A 17,601-nucleotide genomic window follows, 5' to 3' on the forward strand; every position below is an offset into this window, starting at 1 on the left:
ATTCGAAACTATAAAAAAACGCTAAGATTAATTTTCTTAGCGTTTTCATTTTTAGTCTAAAACCAACCCTATCTGGCCATCATCATCTAATTCTGTTTCTACAGGATCATCTTCTGATACTTCTGGTTTTTCAGGAACTTCTTCAACCGGTTCTTCGTAAGGAAGCGGGTCTAATAAATTAACCTGTTTTAGCTTATCTGTTGTTAATTGATTTCCTAAAGCTTTAAAACCTTTTACAGCTATAAAATCTTCGACATCAATATGTAAATCTTCTTTTTGAACTCCTTTTACTTTCGCAAAAACCAATTGTGCTACCGGACGATAATCTGTTGAGACAATTTCTAATTGCGAATTTGGATGGTCTGTAATAAAACTTTCTTCTTTACCTTCGTTTTCAACAAGGAAACGTTTTAAGAAATAACGCTCTTTTTCCCCATCATAATAAATAGCCGAAATTGGTTTTTTAGGTTTCCATTTCTCCAAAATAATCATATCTTCCTCAAAATGAGTTGACAATTCCGGAATAATGACTTTTAATTTACCCGTTTGGCTTATAACTAAGATTTTATCGCTTGGTTTAAATTCACCTAGCAATTCACCTCTTGCATCAACATTTAAACGTTTTACGGTATCATCAAACCAAACTTTTCTTGGCAGTAAAGTTGAAATTCCTTTTTCCTTTAATTCAATTTTTTTGATTGGATATTTCGTAACCAAATTCCCTTTTGATGCACGTCCTTTAATCGCCAGTTTAGCAAAATCAATATCGAATTTTAGTTTTTTGATTGTTCCTACCTGACGTAATAATATCGTTACTACCTCAGCTTCTCCGTTTGGATTATGTGAAAAATAAACAACCTGCGAACCATTTGTTCCGTTTGTTAAATCATAAGCTTTATCACGCGTTACTCCGGTAACGTTGAAACGTTTTATATACGAAGGGCCTGATTTACCATCACGGTACATCATATTATAAATGGTACGTTTATCACTCTTATCAAAAACAGCAACGTGTATAATATCTTTTCCAATAAAAGTTTTGGCATCGACTTTAGTAATCATCAATGTACCGTCGCGTAAAAACACAATTACATCATCAATATCAGAACAATCGGCTACGTATTCGTCTTTCTTTAAACTAGTTCCTACGAAACCTTCTTCACGGTTTACAAACAATTTTGTATTACGCAAAACTACTTTTGTAGCTTCAACATTATCAAAAACACGAAGTTCTGTCTGACGTTCACGGCCTTTTCCGTATTTCTCTTTTAATTTGGTGAAATAGGCAATTGCAAAATCTGTTAAATGTTCCAGATTATGCTCTACTTCTTTCATTTCTTCTTCTAACTTGGCGATAAAATCATCGGCTTTGTCAGAGTCAAAACGAGTAATACGAATCATTGGAATTTGAGTCAAACGTTGTAAATCATCATCGTTAATTTCTCTGACGAATGATTTTTTGAAAGGCTCAAAACGGTCGTATAAATATTTATAAAGTGATTCTCTGTCAGAATACAATTTGAAATCAATATACATTTCTTCACGAATGAAGATTTTTTCTAAAGTAGAAAAATGCCATTTATTTTTTAATTCTTCTAACTGAATCTCTAATTCCTGACGAAGTAAATCAACCGTTCTGTGTGTTGAAATTTTCAACATTTCAGAAACTCCAATAAATAATGGTTTGTTGTCTTCAATAACGCATCCTAAAGGTGCAACTGATGTTTCGCAGGCTGTAAAAGCAAACAAAGCATCGATCGTTTTATCCGGTGAAACGCCAGGAAAAAGATGGATTAAAATTTCAACATCAGCAGCGGTATTGTCTTCAATTTTCTTGATTTTGATTTTACCTTTATCATTGGCTTTCAAAATACTGTCAATTAAAGTCGATGTGTTGGTAGAGAACGGAATCTGCGTAATCACCAATGTATTTTTATCTAATTGTGAAATTTTAGCACGCACACGCACACGTCCGCCTCGAAGTCCGTCGTTATAATTTGAAACGTCGGCAATACCTGCAGTCATAAAATCAGGATAAAGCGTAAAGGCTTTTCCCTTTAAAATCTTGATAGAAGCGTCGATTAATTCATTGAAGTTATGAGGAAGCACTTTTGTAGAAAGTCCAACCGCAATACCTTCTGCTCCCTGTGCTAAAAGCAATGGAAACTTTACAGGAAGATTGTTTGGTTCTGCACGACGACCGTCATACGAAACACCCCAGTCTGTGATTTTTGGAGAATATAAAACCTCCAAAGCAAATTTAGATAAACGCGCCTCAATGTAACGCGAAGCTGCCGCTCCGTCACCTGTTAAAATATTACCCCAGTTTCCTTGGCAGTCAATTAATAAATCTTTTTGACCAATCTGCACCATTGCATCACCAATACTTGCATCTCCGTGTGGGTGGTACTGCATAGTGTGACCTACAACATTGGCAACTTTATTGTAACGACCATCATCCAGCTCTTTTAAAGAGTGCATAATACGACGCTGAACAGGTTTAAATCCGTCCTCGATAGCAGGAACTGCACGTTCCAGAATTACGTATGAAGCGTAATCCAAAAACCAGTCTTTGTACATTCCGGTTACTTTGGTAATAACGTCTTCTCCTTCTTCTTCCTGATTTTCGTAAAAATGCTGTCCTTCAAAATGCTTAGCATCTACGTTGATAATCTCATCGTCATCTCCATCCTGATTGTCATCAATCGGGTTTTCATCTTGATTATTCTCGTCGTCGTTTGGAATTATGTTATCGTCTTCTTCGTCTTTCATTTATTTATATTCGAAATTATAAATTTGTATTTTTTTATTCTGAAAAATTTGATTGTCTAATTAAATCAAAATTAGCTTATTATTAATTCGAATTATATTTATCCAGAATAGTATTTTTTAAAATATATGGTTTTAATTCATCGTAGCTAAGAAAAATATGTGGTTCTCCACCTGCAAAACCTACTAATTCATATGGAGCATAAGAAAATGTAATTCCTGTTGGCAAAATATAAAAAGTATTAGCAAATGGTATTGTAGATGGCACAGCATCACCATAATCTGATCTTATTTTATTTTCATAAAACTCAATAAAATTTTCATCCTTTGTGTTCAGAATTTGAGTAATTTCTATTTTTTTTCCTGTACTTACTTCATAATTATCATATGATGTATGATATAAACCGTGTGCTCCACCCATATAGTGGTACCAGTAACCAGAAACTACATAAATATTTGAATCAATAAAAATAGGTGAACTAGTATATAGGGTTTCTGACTTATAATTATTATCATCACTTACTGACTTTTTAATGCCAAAATTATGTTTCCATTTTTTATGATCTTTTATAGTCAGTGAATCTATATACAAATACTTTAAATTAGAACTCAAAGCTTCAAAACTTTTATCATTTAAAATTTCTCCAAAGAAAATATAATCCCTTGACGGCGTATAATCTCTTGCATTACCTTTTTTATAAGCTTCTCTAGTATCAAATAATGTATAATCTATTTTATCATAGCACTTATAAGATGGAAATTTTTTACTGGGATAAATTTTATACGTTTTTTTATTGTAGATACATTCTATAAACATTTCTTCAGTAGCTAAATTGTATAATTTAAGAGTGCAAATGGTTTTATCACTATCATTACTATCATAATATGCTTTTCCCGTATAGAAATTATCTTTGTTATTTTTTATAAGTCCGAAACCAAAAACTTGCTCTTCCCCATCAATATAAAGATCACCTGATTTCCAATATCCACCATATTCTTCAGTCAATTTATTAGAAATATGAATTTGAATTTTTTTATCATCATCAAGTGTTCCTTCAAAAGAATAAATAAAAGGAGCTTCTATTTTTAAAGTATCTCCTCCGATTACTATTGAATCTTCTGAAATTTTATAAATTAAACTATCATTACTTTCTTCAATTTCAACTTCATTAACTTTATTTGCAACAATAAGTTCTTTCTTATCTTCCTTTTTATTAGACTGGCACGAAACAAGTAATAAAATCAATAAAACAAAAAGATATTTTTTCATTAACGAAATTAAGTTAGTAATCATTAAAATTTATTTTAAACTTCTTCAAGCTCATCAATCTCCACTTTCAAATTCTTGATAATAAACTCTTGTCTGTCTGGTGTATTTTTACCCATATAGAAAGATAATAACTGCTCAATCGAAGTATGTTTATCCATCATAACCGGATCAAGGCGAATGGTATCTCCAATAAAGTTTTTAAACTCATCTGGTGAAATCTCTCCCAAACCTTTAAATCGGGTGATTTCTGGTTTTGGTTTTAGCTTTTCGATCGCGTCTTTTCTTTCTTCTTCAGAATAGCAATAAATCGTTTCTTTTTTGTTTCTAACCCTGAAAAGCGGTGTCTGTAAAATATACAAATGCCCTTCTTTAATTAATTCTGGGAAAAACTGCAAAAAGAAAGTAATTAAAAGCAAACGAATGTGCATTCCGTCTACATCGGCATCGGTTGCGATTACGATATTGTTATAGCGTAATTTTTCTAAACCGTCTTCGATATCTAGCGCTGCTTGCAATAAGTTGAATTCTTCATTTTCATACACGATTTTTTTCGTCATTCCGTATGAATTCAAAGGCTTACCACGTAAACTGAAAACAGCTTGTGTATTTACGTCACGCGACTTTGTAATCGATCCGGAAGCCGAATCTCCCTCGGTAATAAAAAGCGTACTTTCTAAGTTTCTTGGGTTTTTAGTATCTGGAAGATGCGCACGGCAGTCTCTTAATTTTTTATTGTGAAGATTGGCTTTTTTAGCACGATCTGTCGCCAGTTTTCTAATTCCTGATAATTCCTTTCTTTCGCGTTCTGCCTGAAGAATTTTGCGTAACAAAGCTTCTGCAGTCGGCGGATTTTTATGCAGATAATTATCTAATTTGGTTTTAATAAAATCGTTTACGAAAGTACGAACAGAAACCGCTGGTGTTCCATCATCAGAACCCATATCTGTAGAACCTAATTTTGTTTTGGTCTGAGACTCAAAAACCGGTTCCATAACTTTAATACTAATCGCACTTACAATCGATTTACGAACATCTGATGCTTCGAAATTCTTATTGTAAAACTCACGAATTGTTTTTACAACAGCTTCACGATACGCCGCTAAGTGCGTTCCTCCCTGCGTTGTATTCTGACCGTTCACAAAAGAGTGATATTCTTCACTGTACTGCGTTTTGCTGTGTGTTAACGCAACCTCAATATCATGATCTTTTAAGTGGATAATTGGATATTCTAAATCTTCTTCGCTGATTGTTTCTTCTAATAAATCACGAAGTCCGTTTTCTGAATAATATTTTTCTCCATTGAAAATAATTGTCAAACCATTGTTTAAGTAACAATAGTTTTTAACCATTTTAATAACGTATTCTAAACGGAATTTATAGTTTTTAAAAATCGTTTCGTCTGGCGTAAAAGTTACTTTCGTTCCTTTTCTCTTTGTGGTTTCAATTATGTCTTCTTCAAGAACTAAATTCCCGGCAGAAAACTCTGCTCCTTTTTGTTTATCATCACGAACAGATTCTACACGAAAATAATTGGAAAGCGCATTTACTGCTTTTGTTCCGACACCATTCAAACCAACTGATTTCTGGAAAGCTTTAGAATCGTACTTTCCACCCGTATTCATTTTCGAAACTACATCTACAACTTTCCCTAACGGAATTCCACGTCCGTAATCACGAACTGAAACCGTTTTATCCTTGATAGTCACTTCAATAGTTTTTCCGGAGCCCATTACGAACTCATCGATACAGTTATCTAAAACCTCTTTTAAAAGAATGTAAATACCATCATCTGGAGAAGAACCGTCTCCCAATTTTCCGATATACATTCCCGGACGCATACGGATATGTTCTTTCCAATCGAGTGATCGGATATTATCTTCGGTATATTGATTTTGCTCTAGCATAAGGTGAATTGGATTTTTGGCTAATGTACCATTTATCGGCAAAAAATGAAAGCGTATTTCTTTTTTGTTACGAATAATAACAGCTTTTAAATCTATTTAAATTGATTTTAAAAAAATACGACCGTTAAAAATAAAAAAAAACAGTGATCAAACAAAAAAATACTATTTGATTCCGAGTACTTCCTTCGCCAAATCAATCATTTCGGGAGTTCCCGTATTTTTGTTTTTTTCGTCAGAAAGTTTGACTACACCTTGCCAATGTGTATTATCAGGTTTAGTTTCTGTTAATTTAATGACCATATTCATGGCCGGAAGCCCAACATCGTTAGTAAAATTTGTTCCAATTCCGAACGACATTTTTATTTTGTCCTGACAGAAGTCGACTATCGTTTTTACTTTATCAAAATTTAAAGAATCAGAAAAAACAATGGCTTTCGATTTTGGGTCAATTCCCATTTTGGTATAATGCGTAATCACTTTTTTGGCAAATTCAATTGGGTCGCCGCTGTCATGTCTAACACCGTCAAAAAGCTTGGAGTATTTTTTATTAAATTGATTGAAAAATATTTCTGTAGTATAAGTGTCTGTTAAGGCAATTCCTAGATCACCGCCGTAAACTTGTGTCCAATGTTCCAGACTTATGGAATTTGCCATTTTAAAACCATATTGCGCCGCATGAAACATAAACCATTCATGTGCGTGCGTACCTAAAGGTCTTCGGTTATTAACCATAGCAAAATGCACATTGCTTGTTCCTATAAAACTTTGTCCACCATTAATTTTCAATGTTTCATTTACCAAATTATGAACATCATAAGAATGTCGGCGTCTTGTGCCAAACTCTAAAATAGATACACCTAATTTATTGTAATTATCGATTTTATCTTTCGTGAGATTTTTAATAGCTTCATCATTTAAGCGGATTAAATGATTTGACTTATAAAAAAGTTCTGAAATTAAAGCCATTAATGGAACTTCCCATAAAATAGTTCTGTACCAGAAGCCTTCAACCGTAACTTTAATTTCTGATCCTTCCTGACTAATTTGTACTTCTGACGGATCATAACTATATCCCTGTAAAAAATCTAAATAAGTTGGATCAAGATAAGGGCAGTAATGTGACAGATAATGTTTTTCCTCTTTGGTTAAACGAAGATCTGCCATTGCATCTACAGAACGTCGAAGTAAATCTGCAAAACCAGCCGGGAATTTGTGTTTTCCACGGTTTATAAATCCGTATCGAACCTTTGCCTTAGGAAAAAGCCTTATTACAGCATGCTGCATTGTAAATTTATAGAAATCATTGTCTAAGATCGATTTCAAAAAAGTTGTCTCCATATCGCATTAATTCAATTCCTGAATTGCTAAGATACGCCAATTCAATAAAAGAAGAAAATCTGCAAACAAACAATGTTGACTTTATTTTGGAATAACTTTAAAAGAAACAATACTATTTGTGTTTACAAAAACTGTAACGTATTCACCAATATTATTGTCATAGGGAATTTGAAATTCTAAACCGCCTCTTTTCTCTTTTGCGTTTTTAATCAAAACGGGCTGATTTCTTTTATTTAAATAAAGAATCTGATCTGATTTTTTTACATTTTTAATTTCAACATCAATTTTATCTCCGTATTTAGCTTCGATAATTCCGGTAGTTGGAGATTTAATTTTAAAATCGTTCTCGATCGTTTTGTTGTAAATTAAAGGTCCGTCAAGAAAAGCATCTTTATCTAATCTATATCCCAAATAAGAGCCGGAATCAGGGAAATGCTTAGCGAAGAAATAATCGGGATCTGTATCAAAGTAAACAGATGAAAAATCATTTACCATTCTGCCTTTGCTATTATCAAAATAACCCTGTCCCCAAGTCACATCAATCAAACGCCATTTTCTGTCAATCAAAACAATATTCCATGCATGATTTGAAGAAGTATTTTTTCGGCCAATATCTCTTAATGAAATTTTAGAATCTCCTCTGATAATTTCAGATTTTAAGTCTGTTAGTTCTGCTAAATGTTGGTATAAAGCAGTAAAACCTTCGCAGACAGCTTTCTTCGAACTAAAGGCTTTTTGCCATAATCTGTCATTCAGTTCTTTAATTTTGTGTTGTTTTTCGGCTTCAGTAGAATAACTAAATCCCTGCGTTCTCGGCGGATTCAAAAAAGCATTAAAATCATACTTTATATTGAAGGCAATCCAGCTGTAAATAGCTCGTGCCTTGTCATAATCAGAACTGAAGTCTTCTTCAATTCTTTCCGCTAATTTTTCTGTGGTTGCAAAACTTTTTGGATATTTTGCAACGATTTTATCTACTTCACTAATTTTTTGTGCGAAAGTATAATTCAAAAAAATACTATTCAACAAAAGGAATATAAAAGCAATCTTTTTTTGTGGCATTTAAAAATTTAATTTGATGATATCTTTGAGTTCTTTATCTAACTCAACGTTAGAAATTTTATTTTCTAGTAAATCAAAATTCGCGCCAAATGTTGGTAATGAAAAAGTTCCTTTAATTTCAGCTCCGTATCTTGGCAAAGCATTTCGTGCAATTTCTAAAACAGAAGCACCTCCTCTTGATCCAGGCGAAGTTGCCAGTAATAACATTGGTTTTTGCTGAAAAACTTCTTTCGTAATCCTGGAACTCCAATCGAATAAATTTTTGAATGCTGATGAATAATTATTGTTATTCTCAGCAAGAGAAACGACTAAAATATCTGCGCTGGCAAGTTTAGCAAGAAATGCTTTTGCAAGTTCGTGCTGTCCTACTTCTTTTTCAAGATCAACACTAAATAATGGCATTGCGTAATCGTTTAAATCTAAAACTTCGACATCGGCATTTTCAAATAAACCTGCTGCGTAAGCGGCTAATTTTTTATTGATCGAATGCTGACTGTTACTTCCTCCAAAGGCGATAATTTTCATGGTTTTTCTTTTTGTAATTTTTCTTCTATTGGTTCTTTTTTTGTCTCGTCGATTTCGTAAATTTCTTTTGCTATTTCTACCGAGTACTCATTTGGATAAATTTTACCTCCGTAAGATTTTGCATATACTTTGGTAAATTCTGCTCCAAAATACAGAATAATTGCCGAATAATAAACCCAAACTAAAATAATTATCACAGATCCTGCAGCACCGTAAACAGAGGCTACTGTTGAACTTCCTAAATAAAAACCAATGGCAAATTTACCAATCATAAAAAGTATAGCCGTAACTCCTGATCCTATAAAAGCATCTTTCCACTTGATTTTTCCGTCTGGTAATGTTCTAAAAATAATAGCAAAAAGAGTAGTAATACTTGCCAGTACAATAATTATATTAACTATATAAAATAAATAAACCGTACTCTCTGGAAAATAAACTTTTAAACGTGAACTAAGTAAGTCTAAAGTTGTACTTATAAAAAGACTGACCAGCATTAAAAAACCAACTGAGGCAATCATTGAGAATGACATTAAGCGGTTTTGAATAAATTTCTTAATTCCTTTATCTGGTTTCGCACGTAATCCCCAAATAAAATTAATAGAACTTTGTATTTCGGCGAAAACTCCTGACGCCCCAATTAATAACATTATGATTCCAAATACGGTTGCAAAAACATTATCGCCAGATAATTGTACATTTTTAATAGCTTCCTGAATTTGACTTGCTGCGCCGTTACCTACCAAACCATTAATTTGTCCGTACAATTCTCCCGTTACAGCTTCCTCTCCAAAAAAGAAACCACAAATTGTAATGATAATAATTAATAAAGGCGGCAATGCAAATATGGTATAGTATGCAAGTGCCGCACTAAGCTTAATGGCATTATCATCGTTAAATTCTAAAAAAGTATTTTTTAACAGAAACCATGTCTTGGAGAATATATTTTTGATTTTCATTTGTTGCTTTTTAGATATTCTCTCAAATTTACGCAATAATGAAAAATTTTGGATTCTTGCTTTTTAACCAGATTTTATATTTTTTCCATGTTAATTATCCAGAACCTTATCATATTCCTGATCAGTTCCTATTTTTTTTATTTTTAGAATATTTTTAAATTCACGTCGTGTAGGCTTTATTAAATATGAAGTTGAATCTAACATTTTGCCTTTAATTAAAGTAACTGAATCAAGCTTAGATAAATCTTCACGTAAATAAATATGCTTAATTTTAAGTATATTTTTTTCTAAAGCAATGGTTTTTATATCCCAAAATATCGAATCTCTTGTACTTAAAACTAACTGCCCGTCAATACGTTTTGCTTTTTGATTAAGCGAAAACCTAAAAATGGTATCAATACTTTTTTCTACCATTTCTATGGAATCTCCTTTAAAATAAAAATCAATTTTTTCCTTTGTTTCTTTATCTATCAATTGATCATTGACAACCTCATACTTCTGTTTTAAAGAGTCTAAAAAGTATTTATGAAATCTATATTTATAAAAATACTCCCTTAAGATCCTATCTTCTTCAATTCTAATGTAAGTAGAATCGTTATTCATATATAATCCTTTAAATTTAGATGGAAATCCTCTTAATTCAGAATCATTAATAGGTTGCGGATTTTCAAAGTAAAAAGTCAAACAACCATCACAAACTTCTACTGCTTCCGCATCTGCTTTTTTACAAGAACTTAAAACAGTTATTAAAGCGAATATTAAAATTAGCTTTTTCATATCCAGTTTTATTTATAATGACAAAAAATCCCTTTATCATAAACAGTCCACAAACTTGCTTTTTGGTTTGCAGCTTTTAAAGCATTGTTTGCCCAGGTATTACAAGTATAAAAAAGACTGTAACTTCCTTTTGCTTCGTAAAAAGCATCTTTCTTCCCGTAACTGTGACCTTCTATCCATTCCGGATGAATTGGATCGCTGAAACTATCCGAAATATAATTAACCAGACTTTGATAGTTTTCTTTTGAAATCAAAATGCGTTTGCAGTCCTCGCCTTCTCTCAATTGTTTGAAAAATGTAGTATGCATTGCCGATGAACTGATTCCGAATGCAGCTTTACAAGCTGTACTTGCTTTTAAATCTGACCATTCTGGCGTATCAAGATAAAAGCCTTTGTCACCCCAGCCAAAAGCGATAAAATTCATTAATGAATCTTTTGATTGGGTTTGGCTAAACTGAATTTCGTTTCGCCAGTCTTTGATTTCATTTTTTATCGGAACGACAATATCTGTATGAACTCCGTTTGAAAGAATGTAAATAGGAACTGCATTTTGCTCTTCGACCTGAACAACATCTGAATTAACGGTAATTTTAGAAATCAGATAAACAGATAATACATAAAGGACAAGAAAACTAAAGATTCCGATAAATGTCCATTTTAAAATTTTGAAAGTTTTTTTTAGCATTTTGATTAGTTTATTTTAGATTAGTAATTGGTAATTTTTCTGTAACCAATTTTTGAGCCAAAAATTTTCAAACTGTAAATTTGCTTACGAAATGGCACGCGGATTTTACGGATTCGCTTTCGCGAAAGCGCGGATTTAAACGGATTTTTTATTCTCATTTTTGTCAGGCTGAGCGAAGTCGAAGCCCACGCAAAGATTAGCAATACTATATGGAGCTTCTTACGTGGGCTTCGACTTCGCTCAGCCTGACAGTAGAGAACTCAAGTTTTAGAGCATAAAAAAACTGCTGAATTCCTCCAGCAGTTTTAGTCTATTTTCTATAATTTTTATTCTATCTTCTTAAAAAAAATTAAACGTTAAAACGGAAATGCATTACATCACCATCTTTTACAACATATTCTTTTCCTTCAACTTTAAATTTTCCAGCTTCTTTTGCTTTTGCTTCAGAACCGTATTGAACGTAATCTTCATATGAAATAACCTCTGCACGGATGAAACCTTTTTCGAAATCAGTATGGATAACTCCTGCTGCTTGCGGTGCAGTTGCTCCAATATTAATTGTCCAAGCACGAACTTCTTTTACACCAGCTGTAAAATAAGTTTGCTGTTTTAATAATTTGTAAGCAGCACGAATTAAAACTGACGCTCCCGGCTCTGTTAATCCCATATCTTCAAGGAAAACCTGACGCTCTTCATAGCTTTCTAATTCTGTAATATCAGCTTCTGCTCCTACTGAAAGAATAATAACTTCAGCATCTTCATCTTTTACTAATTCACGAACCTGATCAACATATTTGTTTCCGTTTACAGCAGAACTTTCGTCAACATTACAAACGTATAAAACTGGTTTTGCAGTAATTAATTGAAAAGATTCCATTAAAACTTCTTCGTCATTACTCTGAGGTATAATAGTACGTGCAGATTTAGCTTGTAATAATGCTTCTCTGATTCTGTCTAAAAGTGCTTTTTCAGTTTGCGCTTCTTTATTTCCGGTTTTTGCAGCACGATTTACTTTTTCCAAACGTTTTTCAACCGTTTCTAAATCTTTCAGCTGCAATTCGATATCGATCGTTTCTTTATCACGAATTGGATTTACGTTTCCGTCAACGTGAACAATATTATCATTATCAAAACAACGTAAAACGTGAATGATAGCATTACATTCTCTAATGTTTCCTAAAAACTGGTTTCCAAGACCTTCACCTTTACTTGCTCCTTTTACCAAACCTGCAATATCAACGATATCTACAGTTGCCATTTGTACGCGTTCTGGTTTTACTAATTCTTCTAATTTGTTGATTCTTGGATCCGGAACGTTTACAACACCAATATTAGGTTCGATTGTACAAAACGGAAAGTTCGCACTCTGCGCTTTTGCATTAGATAAACAATTAAATAATGTTGATTTTCCAACATTTGGTAATCCTACAATTCCTGCTTTCATCTGTTGTTTCTATTTATTTTATTGGACTTTGAGCTTATCAAAGCCCCACCATTAACTCTCTATTTTAATGGATTATGATTTACGTGTGTTTTTTTGTTTCTGCCAAAATGATATTTTTTGGCTTTAAAATTTTGCAAATATAAGATTTAATACCTCGTGAGCGAAGTAAAAATGTGCATTAATATAATTTTAAGGTTATTCTTAAAAATTTTTAAACTTATTATTAAGTTTTTGTTAAAAAATATTACTTTTATAAAAGTAATCAACAAAAAACCAAACAAAAAACCAACAACCATGAAAAAGATTGCATTATTTTTATTACTGCTGAATTCAGCGTTTCTTTTTGCTCAAAAAGAAGTCTCGGGCGTCGTTAAGGATAAAACCGGAACACCACTTCCTGGTGTTAATATTGTCGAAAAAGGAACTTCGAATGGTGTTTCTACTGATTTTGAAGGTGGTTATAAAATCAAAGTTAAAGAAGGCGCTACTCTTGTTTTTAGCTATGTAGGCTTTGGAACAGTCGAAAAATCAGCTTCGGGCGATAAAGTAGATGTAACTTTAGACGAAAGCGGCGGACAGGTTTTGAGCGATGTAGTCGTGACAGGTTCCAGAAGTACTAAAAGAACTGTTGTAAATTCTGCCGTTCCTATTGATGTTATTAATGTAAAAGATGTTACAACACAAAGTGGTAAAATTGAAATTAATCAGTTATTGCAATACGTTGCTCCATCTTTTAATGCTAATAAACAATCTGGATCTGATGGTGCTGACCACGTAGACCCTGCTTCTTTAAGAGGTATGGGACCAGACCAGACTTTGGTTTTAATTAACGGAAAAAGAAGACATCAATCGTCTTTAATCAATTTATTTGGAACAAGAGGACGTGGAAATACAGGAACTGACTTAAATGCAATTCCGGCTGCTTCTATTAAAAGAATCGAGATTTTACGTGACGGTGCTTCGGCGCAATACGGTTCTGATGCCATTGCCGGAGTTATTAATATTATTACAAATGATAATGTAAACGAACTTACAGGATCTGTAACTTATGGTGTTTTTAATACGCATGCAGATGGTGATTTCGTTCCTGGAACACCAAATACAAAAGGATACCGATTAGATAAAAACGGAAATGGAAATTCATACGGAAAAGATCAGGATTTTGATGGAGGTTCTGTAAGAGTTGCCGCTAATTATGGTGTTGCATTAGGAACCAAAGGCGGATATGCAAACTTTACTGGTGAATTTATAAATAAAAATAAAACTTTAAGACCTGCTTATGATTTTAGAAAAGGTTTTGGTGATGCCGAAATGCAAGGGGTAAATTTGTTTGCCAATTTTGCAGTTCCAATTGCTGACAAAACGGAGTTTTATGCTTTTGGAGGAAGTAATTTTAGAGATACAGATGCGTATGCTTTTACCAGAAATGATGGTGAAAGAGTTGTAGAGTCTGTTTATCCGGGTGGTTATACACCTAGAATTACATCAAAAATTAATGACAATTCAATTGCTGCGGGAATTAAAACTGAATCTGGCGGAGGATGGAAATTTGATTTGAGTAATACTTTTGGAAAAAATAAATTCCAGTATGACATTAAAGGAACTATAAATGCTTCTCTTGAAGAAAAATCTCCACACGAATTTGACGCGGGAGGACACAGTTTGCTTCAAAATACAACTAATTTTGATATTTCTAAAAATTACGACAGTGTTCTTAGCGGTTTCAATATCGCTTTTGGAACTGAGTTTAGAGTAGAGAAATTCGAAATTTTTGCAGGAGAAGAAGGTTCTTATACAACTTATGATACTAATGGAGTGCCAATTACGGATCCAACAACACAAAGTGCCCCAATTGATCCTATTTCAGGGAATCCAAGACCGGGAAGTTCTCAAGGTTTTCCAGGTTACAGTCCTGCAAATGAAGTTAACGAAAGCCGTACCAACTTCTCTTTATATGCTGATGGAGAATTAGACGTAACTAAAGCTTTTATGGTAAACGCAGCTGTTCGTTTTGAAAATTACAGCGATTTTGGAAGTACTGTAAACGGAAAATTAGCCTCTAGATTAAAACTAGGTGATCATTTTAACTTAAGAGGTTCTGTAAGTACAGGTTTCCGTGCGCCTTCTTTAGCTCAAATTTATTATAACTTACGTTTTACAAACTTTAATGCAAGCGGAGCAACTGAGGTTTTACTGGCACCAAATGACAGTGAAATTACAAGAGCTTTTGGAATTGGTAAATTAAACGAAGAAAAAGCCGAAAATGCTTCTTTAGGTTTTACAGCTTCTTTTGGAGATTTTACAGCAACAGTTGATGGTTATTATATTAAAGTAAAAGACCGTATTGTTCTTACCGGATATTTTGATGCAAGTGCTTTAAATCTTGGTGTTTCTGAAGCGCAGTTTTTTGCTAACGGAGTTGATACAAGTACTCATGGTCTGGATTTAGTTTTATCATGGAAAAAAACATATGATTTTGGAACTTTTGGAGCAACATTGGTTGGAAACATCAACGATATGAAAATTGACAGAGTAAAAAATGGGCCTTTATTAGATGAAGCTACTTTCTTCGGAAAACGTGAGAAAGCATTCTTATTAGCTTCTGCACCAGACAATAAATTTGGTTTAAACTTAAATTATTCTAAAAGTAAGTTTGATGCAGGTTTAGCTTTTACTCGTTTCAGCAAAGTGGTTTTGGTTGATTATGCTGATGAAGATGATGTTTACAACCCAAGATTAGTTACCGATTTAACTGTAGGTTATCAATTTACAAAAAGTTTAAAATTAAGTCTTGGAAGCAACAACTTGTTTAATGTTTATCCAACAAAACAAGACGAGCTAGGAAACACAGAAGCTGGTGGATATTGGGATGCTGTACAAATGGGTTTCAGCGGAGCTTATTACTACGCAAGACTTGGATTTAATTTCTAAAAGAAAAGGGCTTCGACTTCGCTCAGCCTGACAATACTAAAAACAAAAAATCCTGAACAATAGTTCAGGATTTTTTTATACTAATAAAAATAAACTAATAACAGCTCACTCTTTACTCTTTACTCTTTACTCATTACTCTCTCACAATTTATAATCCAAAGAAGCAATAATTGCCTTTTCTTCATCAGTTGCAACAAATCCTGAAATATCCCAGTAATTGGTCAATATTTTATTTCTTTTATTGAAAAGCGATTTCTCTTTAAAAACATCACTTTCTTTATATGTAAAATTTTGTCTGTTGAAATTTGTCGTAATAAAACTATTTCGAACCTGAATTTTCTTTACCTGATCTTTCAAAATAAGATTATAAGCTATTTCTTCATTTGAACTCAATAAATAATAATTCTCCCCGTCTACCCTATAATCAACATTAATAAATGATCTTGTAATATTTTTAGAATTCACCTCGGTCTTTTCTTCAAGTTTATCAAGATTCTGCGGTGTAATATCAATTTTAAATTCAATAATCAGTTTCTTTTCAGGATCATAAATAATCTCAAAATTATCAATAGCCTCTTTTGCTTTATCCAGAGGCGTAATATACATTACATAATAATCCTTATTTTTAGCATGGCCTCTTATAACAAAATCATATTCTTTTTTTGCTTTCGGATCTAAAAGCGGATCAAAATATTTAAAATCATTATAATTTTTCATGATATTATTCAAATCATAACCTCTTAAATCTGCGCTTACATCCGTTTCCAGCAAACCATAAGATCTGTTTTGTTCTACCAAAAGTGTTGTCGAAGGACTTCCTGAAAATTGAAAATTAACCAATCCGTCATTAAAATAAGAATATTTATTATCCAGCATAAAAAACTCTCTCACATATACTTTTAGTCTGTAAGATGATGCCAGTTTTTTTGATGAATTATCTACAAGTTTTTGAAGTACTTTTTGCGGAGACTGCTTAGAAAGAACAATTTCATCTAGTTTGTTATTATTACTTTTTAGATAAACAATAAATTTTTGATCTCCGTTTAAAGATGTCCAGCGTACCGTCAGAGTTTCATAATTGGTTTCTGATACCTGTACATTAGAACCGCCGGTAAGCATAAAAGTAACTTTACCTTCTTTATTGCTGGATAATATTTGTTTTGTTTTTAGAATAACAACTGTAGCATTTTCAATAGGAAGCTGTGTCTCTATATCTTTTACTACAATAGAATATTGTTCTTCCTGCGAAAAAACTGTCAAACTAAATAAAACAAAAAATAAAAGTATGAATTTCCTCATATGCTTATTGAATTTTCAACTAAAGTATTAAATTTTTATTAAAAAAGTAAGCACTAAAATATAAAATATTATAAGCCAACGCAATAAGTTTTTAAGATTTCGAATAAAGCAAAAAAAATCCCGAGTTTGAGCTCGGGACTTTTAATATCTATATTACAAAGATTATTCATCTCCATGTAAAAACGCTTGTCTGTTCAACAAGGTTTCTTCATCTTCTACATGATTATCATCCGGCACACAACAATCAACAGGACAAACAGCAGCACATTGAGGTTCATCATGAAAACCTTTACACTCTGTACATTTTCCAGGAACGATATAATAAATTTCATCAGAAATTGGAGTTTGTGCATCATCAGCATCAACCTCAGTTCCGTCAGGTAAAATTACAGTTCCTTTTAGGCTAGTTCCGTCTTTATATCTCCAATCATCTGCTCCTTCATATATTGCTGTATTTGGGCACTCTGGTTCGCAAGCCCCACAGTTTATGCATTCGTCAGTTATAATAATTGCCATCTTTTTATTTTTCTTAAAGTTAAAAGTCTAAAGTCTTAAAGTAAAATAAAGTACATCAAAGACATTTCTCCCTTTTGACTTTAAGACTTTTGACTTTCGACTTAATTATGCTTATTTTTGTGCA

At 32.7% G+C, this 17,601-nt stretch carries 13 protein-coding genes; 1 reads left to right on the forward strand and 12 read right to left on the reverse strand.

Going from position 1 to position 17,601, the window contains the following annotated elements:
* Positions 1-51 precede the first annotated feature (51 nt).
* The 10 genes from J2Y38_RS08390 to ychF all read right to left on the reverse strand — a co-directional run bounded on the left by J2Y38_RS08390 (position 52) and on the right by ychF (position 12,731).
* A complete protein-coding gene (locus J2Y38_RS08390; protein WP_309841227.1) occupies positions 52-2,772 on the reverse strand; it encodes a DNA gyrase/topoisomerase IV subunit A in 2,721 nt (906 codons plus the stop codon).
* An 82-nt stretch (positions 2,773-2,854) separates the two neighbouring features.
* Complete coding sequence (locus J2Y38_RS08395; RefSeq protein WP_309841233.1) at positions 2,855-4,063, reverse strand: hypothetical protein; 1,209 nt, start codon at positions 4,061-4,063, stop codon at positions 2,855-2,857.
* Positions 4,064-4,074: 11 nt separating this feature from the next.
* The gene (locus J2Y38_RS08400; RefSeq protein ID WP_053473766.1) at positions 4,075-5,943 is read right to left on the reverse strand and encodes a DNA topoisomerase IV subunit B; all 1,869 of its coding nucleotides are present in this window, start codon (positions 5,941-5,943) and stop codon (positions 4,075-4,077) included.
* Between the two features lie 162 nt (positions 5,944-6,105).
* The gene (gene pncB / locus J2Y38_RS08405) at positions 6,106-7,281 is read right to left on the reverse strand and encodes a nicotinate phosphoribosyltransferase (protein ID WP_309841237.1); all 1,176 of its coding nucleotides are present in this window, start codon (positions 7,279-7,281) and stop codon (positions 6,106-6,108) included.
* A gap of 81 nt (positions 7,282-7,362) precedes the next feature.
* On the reverse strand, positions 7,363-8,343 hold the full coding sequence (locus tag J2Y38_RS08410) for a transglutaminase domain-containing protein (protein ID WP_309841240.1): 981 nt from the start codon (positions 8,341-8,343) through the stop codon (positions 7,363-7,365).
* Entirely contained in the window at positions 8,344-8,868 is a 525-nt protein-coding gene (locus tag J2Y38_RS08415; protein WP_309841242.1) for an NAD(P)H-dependent oxidoreductase, read from the reverse strand.
* A complete protein-coding gene (locus J2Y38_RS08420; RefSeq protein WP_309841243.1) occupies positions 8,865-9,824 on the reverse strand; it encodes a YihY/virulence factor BrkB family protein in 960 nt (319 codons plus the stop codon). The genes J2Y38_RS08415 and J2Y38_RS08420 overlap by 4 nt, the downstream gene beginning before the upstream one ends.
* Positions 9,825-9,914: 90 nt before the next feature.
* A complete protein-coding gene (locus J2Y38_RS08425; protein ID WP_309841244.1) occupies positions 9,915-10,601 on the reverse strand; it encodes a hypothetical protein in 687 nt (228 codons plus the stop codon).
* An 8-nt stretch (positions 10,602-10,609) separates the two neighbouring features.
* A complete protein-coding gene (locus J2Y38_RS08430; protein ID WP_309841245.1) occupies positions 10,610-11,287 on the reverse strand; it encodes a TIGR02117 family protein in 678 nt (225 codons plus the stop codon).
* 349 nt (positions 11,288-11,636) lie between these two features.
* Complete coding sequence (gene ychF, locus J2Y38_RS08435) at positions 11,637-12,731, reverse strand: redox-regulated ATPase YchF (RefSeq protein ID WP_309841246.1); 1,095 nt, start codon at positions 12,729-12,731, stop codon at positions 11,637-11,639.
* 294 nt (positions 12,732-13,025) lie between these two features.
* Between ychF and J2Y38_RS08440 the strand changes: the two genes are divergently transcribed.
* Positions 13,026-15,662 carry a TonB-dependent receptor gene (locus J2Y38_RS08440; protein ID WP_309841249.1) on the forward strand — a complete coding sequence of 879 codons (2,637 nt, stop codon included), beginning with the start codon at positions 13,026-13,028 and terminating at the stop codon, positions 15,660-15,662.
* A 141-nt stretch (positions 15,663-15,803) separates the two neighbouring features.
* On the opposite strand, the gene J2Y38_RS08445 is transcribed toward J2Y38_RS08440, so the two are convergent.
* Together J2Y38_RS08445 and J2Y38_RS08450 are read right to left on the reverse strand one after the other, a co-directional pair.
* Complete coding sequence (locus J2Y38_RS08445; RefSeq protein WP_309841251.1) at positions 15,804-16,961, reverse strand: hypothetical protein; 1,158 nt, start codon at positions 16,959-16,961, stop codon at positions 15,804-15,806.
* A 162-nt stretch (positions 16,962-17,123) separates the two neighbouring features.
* On the reverse strand, positions 17,124-17,477 hold the full coding sequence (locus tag J2Y38_RS08450) for a 4Fe-4S dicluster domain-containing protein (RefSeq protein ID WP_056206329.1): 354 nt from the start codon (positions 17,475-17,477) through the stop codon (positions 17,124-17,126).
* Positions 17,478-17,601: the final 124 nt, after the last annotated feature.

The organism is Flavobacterium sp. 2755 (genome assembly GCF_031455715.1).
Lineage (GTDB): Bacteria > Bacteroidota > Bacteroidia > Flavobacteriales > Flavobacteriaceae > Flavobacterium.

Bases quoted from the DNA above. Each gene is read 5' to 3' on its own strand.
- J2Y38_RS08390 (WP_309841227.1), bottom strand. From the start codon at position 2,772: ATGAAAGACGAAGAAGACGATAACATAATTCCAAACGACGACGAGAAT.
- J2Y38_RS08395 (WP_309841233.1), bottom strand. From the start codon at position 4,063: ATGATTACTAACTTAATTTCGTTAATGAAAAAATATCTTTTTGTTTTA.
- J2Y38_RS08400 (WP_053473766.1), bottom strand. From the start codon at position 5,943: ATGCTAGAGCAAAATCAATATACCGAAGATAATATCCGATCACTCGAT.
- pncB (WP_309841237.1), bottom strand. From the start codon at position 7,281: ATGGAGACAACTTTTTTGAAATCGATCTTAGACAATGATTTCTATAAA.
- J2Y38_RS08410 (WP_309841240.1), bottom strand. From the start codon at position 8,343: ATGCCACAAAAAAAGATTGCTTTTATATTCCTTTTGTTGAATAGTATT.
- J2Y38_RS08415 (WP_309841242.1), bottom strand. From the start codon at position 8,868: ATGAAAATTATCGCCTTTGGAGGAAGTAACAGTCAGCATTCGATCAAT.
- J2Y38_RS08420 (WP_309841243.1), bottom strand. From the start codon at position 9,824: ATGAAAATCAAAAATATATTCTCCAAGACATGGTTTCTGTTAAAAAAT.
- J2Y38_RS08425 (WP_309841244.1), bottom strand. From the start codon at position 10,601: ATGAAAAAGCTAATTTTAATATTCGCTTTAATAACTGTTTTAAGTTCT.
- J2Y38_RS08430 (WP_309841245.1), bottom strand. From the start codon at position 11,287: ATGCTAAAAAAAACTTTCAAAATTTTAAAATGGACATTTATCGGAATC.
- ychF (WP_309841246.1), bottom strand. From the start codon at position 12,731: ATGAAAGCAGGAATTGTAGGATTACCAAATGTTGGAAAATCAACATTA.
- J2Y38_RS08440 (WP_309841249.1), top strand. From the start codon at position 13,026: ATGAAAAAGATTGCATTATTTTTATTACTGCTGAATTCAGCGTTTCTT.
- J2Y38_RS08445 (WP_309841251.1), bottom strand. From the start codon at position 16,961: ATGAGGAAATTCATACTTTTATTTTTTGTTTTATTTAGTTTGACAGTT.
- J2Y38_RS08450 (WP_056206329.1), bottom strand. From the start codon at position 17,477: ATGGCAATTATTATAACTGACGAATGCATAAACTGTGGGGCTTGCGAA.